At 69.3% G+C, this 4,318-nt stretch carries 1 protein-coding gene; it reads left to right on the top strand.

Annotated elements, in window-relative coordinates; translation table 11 throughout:
• A partial coding sequence (locus ACWDZ4_RS34960) for a type I polyketide synthase (RefSeq protein WP_451512411.1) occupies positions 1-4,318 on the top strand: 4,318 nt, incomplete at both ends.

The following is a 4,318-nucleotide window of genomic DNA, read 5'->3' as shown; positions in this document are numbered from 1 at the left end:
GTGCGGTCGCGTCGTGCGGCTGCCGCGGCGGGCGGTGCGGCAGCGGGGCTGGTGGAGCGGTTGTCGGTGCTGACGGTCGTTGAGCGTCAGGAGGTGTTGCTGGATCTGGTACGTGGGCAGGTCGCCCTGGTGCTGGGGCATGCCGACGCCAACGCGGTCAACCCCGAACGTGCCTTCCGTGAGCTGGGCTTCGACTCGCTCACCGCAGTCGAACTCCGCAACCGGCTCAACACCGCCAGCGGGCTACGGCTGTCGGCCACGATGGCTTTCGACTACCCGACCGTTCAGATGCTCGTGGACCACCTGCTCGAGGAGCTGCTGGGATCGGACGCGACGGTCGTCGAACCGGTCGCCGCGCACGCTCCCTCGGTGGCCGACGACCCGATCGTGGTCGTCGGGATGAGCTGCCGGTACCCGGGCGGTGTGACCACGCCCGAGGATCTGTGGCGACTGGTCACGGAGGGGACGGATGCCGTGTCCGGCTTCCCGACCAACCGCGGCTGGGACGTGGACGGGCTCTACAACCCCGACCCCGACCACATGGGTACCTCGTACACGCGGCAGGGCGGGTTCCTGCACACGGCGGATGAATTCGATCTCGCGTTCTTCGGGATGTCGCCGCGCGAGGCGCTGGCGACCGACTCGCAGCAGCGGTTGCTGCTCGAAGCGTCGTGGGAGGCGATCGAGCGGGCCGGGATCGACCCGGCCACGCTCAAGGGCAGTGCGACCGGTGTGTTCGCCGGTGTGATGTACAGCGACTACACCTCTCTGCTGGGGGGCCCTGAGTTCGAGGGCTTCCAGGGAGGCGGAAGTACGAGTCTGGCGTCGGGCCGGGTGTCGTACACCCTGGGCCTGGAGGGTCCGGCGGTGACGGTGGACACGGCGTGTTCGTCGTCGCTGGTGGCGATGCACTGGGCGATGCAGGCCCTGCGCAGCGGGGAGTGCTCGCTGGCGCTGGCCGGTGGCGTGACCGTGATGTCGACCCCGTCGGTGTTCGTGGACTTCTCCCGGCAGCGCGGCCTCGCTCCTGACGGTCGGTGCAAGGCGTTCTCCGAGTCGGCCGACGGTGTCGGCTGGTCCGAGGGTGTCGGCATGCTGGTGCTGGAGCGGCAGTCGGACGCGTTGCGCAACGGTCACGAGATCCTGGCCGTGGTGCGGGGCAGCGCGGTCAACCAGGACGGTGCGTCCAACGGCCTGACCGCGCCCAACGGTCCCTCGCAGCAGCGCGTGATCCGCCAGGCGCTCGCCAGCGGTGGCCTGTCGACGGGTGACGTCGACGTCGTCGAGGCGCACGGCACCGGCACCACGCTCGGTGACCCGATCGAGGCGCAGGCCCTGATCGCGACGTACGGACGCGACCGCGACCCGGAGCAGCCGCTGCTGCTGGGTTCGGTGAAGTCGAACATCGGTCACACCCAGGCGGCCGCCGGTGTGGCGGGCGTCATCAAGATGATCATGGCGATGCGCCACGGTGTGCTGCCGCAGACGCTGCACGTCGACGCCCCGTCGTCCCACGTGGACTGGACGGCGGGCGCAGTGGAGCTGCTGACCGAGTCGACCCCCTGGCCCGAGGCCGGTCGTGCCCGGCGTGCGGCTGTGTCGTCGTTCGGGATCAGCGGTACGAACGCGCACCTCATCCTGGAGCAGCCGGCGAATGTCATCCAGGGAACGCTGGTGACGGGGCCCGAGGCTCCTGCGGTGGAGCTGGGTGTGGTGCCGTGGGTGCTGTCCGGCAAGACGCCGGAGGCGCTGCGCGGCCAGGCCGCCAAGCTGCTGGCCTCGATGGAGGAGCGGTCCGAGCTTAGGCCGGTGGACGTCGGATACTCGCTGGCGACGGGCCGGTCGAAGTTCGACCACCGTGCGGTGGTGCTGGCGAATGGCTCGACCGATGCGGTGCGCGCGTTGACTGCTCTCGCGTCCGGTGCTCCGGATGCGTCGGTGGTGTCTGGTGCGGTCGTTGCTGACAAGTCGGCGGTGTTGTTCTCGGGTCAGGGTTCGCAGCGGCTGGGGATGGGCCGGGAGTTGTACGGCCGGTTCCCGGTTTTCGCCGAGGCGCTGGACGCGGTGTTCACCGTGCTGGATCCGCTGCTGGGCCGCCCGTTGCGTGAGGTGATGTGGGGCGGGGATGTCGAGCTGCTGAACGAGACGGGCTTCACTCAGCCGGCGTTGTTCGCGGTCGAGGTGGCGTTGTTCCGTCTGGTGGAGTCGTGGGGTGTCAGGCCCGACTTCGTGGCGGGTCATTCGATCGGTGAGATCGCGGCGGCGCATGTGGCGGGGGTGTTCTCGCTGGAAGACGCCTGTTCGTTGGTGGTGGCGCGGGCGCGGTTGATGCAGGCGCTGCCGACCGGCGGCGCCATGGTCGCGGTGCAGGCGACGGAGGACGAGGTCCTGCCGCTGCTGGCCGACGGTGTGTCGATCGCGGCGGTCAACGGCCCGTCGTCGGTGGTGGTTTCCGGAGGCGAGCAGGCGGCTCTGAAGGTCGCCGCCCAACTTGTGGAACTGGGCCGTAAGACGACGCGTCTGCGCGTGTCGCACGCGTTCCATTCGCCGTTGATGGATCCGATGCTGGAGGAGTTCCGGGCGGTCGCGGAGGGTCTGTCGTACGCCGAGCCGGTCATCCCGGTGGTCTCCAACCTGACCGGTGGTACGGCGTCGGCCGAGGAGCTGTGCTCGGCCGGGTACTGGGTGCGCCACGTCCGCGAGGCCGTGCGCTTCGCCGACGGCGTGCAGACCCTCGCCGACCGGGGCGTGACCACGTTCCTGGAGCTGGGTCCCGACGGCGTCCTCGCCGCCATGGCCCAGGAATCCGTATCCGAGGGTGCGACGCTCATACCGATACTCCGTAAGAATCGGCCTGAGGAGTTGTCGGTTGTCGCGGCTCTGTCCCAGTTGCATGTGTGTGGTGCGGTGGTGGACTGGGCGCGGTTCTTCGCGGGGACCGGGGCGTCGCGGGTGGATGTTCCGACGTACGCCTTCGAGCGTCAGGCGTTCTGGCCTCGGAGTCTGCGGGGCGGTGCTGATGATGCGGTGGCGGTCGGGTTGGTGTCGGCCGGTCATCCTCTGCTGAGCGGTGTGGTGGAGCTGGCTGAGGACGACGGTGTGCTGTTCACCAGTCGTCTGGCGGTGCAGTCGCATCCGTGGCTGGCTGATCATGCGGTGATGGGCCGGGTCCTGGTGCCGGGTACGGCGTTGCTGGAGCTCGCGATCCGGGCCGGTGACGAGGTCGGTTGCGATCACGTCGAGGAGCTGACGCTGGCTGCGCCGCTCGCTCTTCCGGAACACGGCGCGGTCCAGGTCCAGGTCGCAGTCGGTACTCCCGACGAGTCGGGCCGGCGTTCCGTGGGGATTCACTCTCGTCCGGAGGGCACGGAGTCGCCTTGGACGAAGCACGCTTCGGGCGAGCTGACGGCCGATAGCCGGGGCACGGTCGAAGGCTTCGATGCGACGGTGTGGCCGCCGGCGGGCGCGGAGGCGCTGGATGTCGAGGGCTGCTACGAGCGCTTCGCCGAGCTGGGCTTTGCCTATGGTCCGGTGTTCCAGGGTCTGCGGGCCGCGTGGGTCCGGGACGGTGAGGTCTTCGCCGAGGTGAGTCTGCCGGAGAGCGCGCATAAGGACGCGGCCGCTTTCGGTCTGCATCCCGCTCTGCTGGACTCGGCGTTGCATGCGGGGTGGTTCCTGGATTCGCCGTCTGAGGCGGGTGGTGTGCCGTTCTCGTGGAGTGGGGTGTCGCTGCTGGCGTCGGGTGCTTCCGCGGTTCGGGTGAGGCTGGCGCGTGGGGTCGATGGTGTGCTGTCGATCGTGGTGGCGGATCTGTCGGGTGCGCTGGTCGCGTCGGTGGAGTCGTTGGCGATGCGTGCGCTGTCGGCGGAGGGTGTGAGTGGTGATGCCGGGCTGACGCAGGACGCGTTGTTCCGGCTCGACTGGGTTGCCATGCCGGCGCCTGGGTCTGCGTCTGCGTCTGGGGCGCCTGTGGAGGAGCCGCAGAGGCTCGCGGTGGCGGGCGAGGACATGTTCGGCCTGACCGAAGCCTTGCAAGGTGCGGATGTCGAGCTCGAACTGGCAGCAGATCCAGCGGCATTGGCCGAGGCCGACTCTGTCGTGCCGGGTGTGGTTCTGATCCCGGTGGCTGGGGGTTCGGCTGCTGGTGTGGCTGGTGGTGTGCATGCGTTGACGCATCGGGTTCTGGAGCGGATTCAGGAGCGGTTGTCGGACGAGAGGTTCGTGGAGTCCCGCTTTGTCTTTGTGACGCGGGGTGCGGTGGGCGGTCAGGATCTGGCGGCCGCGGCGGCGTGGGGTCTGGTGCGGTCGGCGCAGTCGG

The sequence above is a fragment of the Streptomyces sp. NPDC003016 genome (genome assembly GCF_053591455.1).
This window is presented reverse-complemented; position numbering and strand designations above follow the sequence as displayed.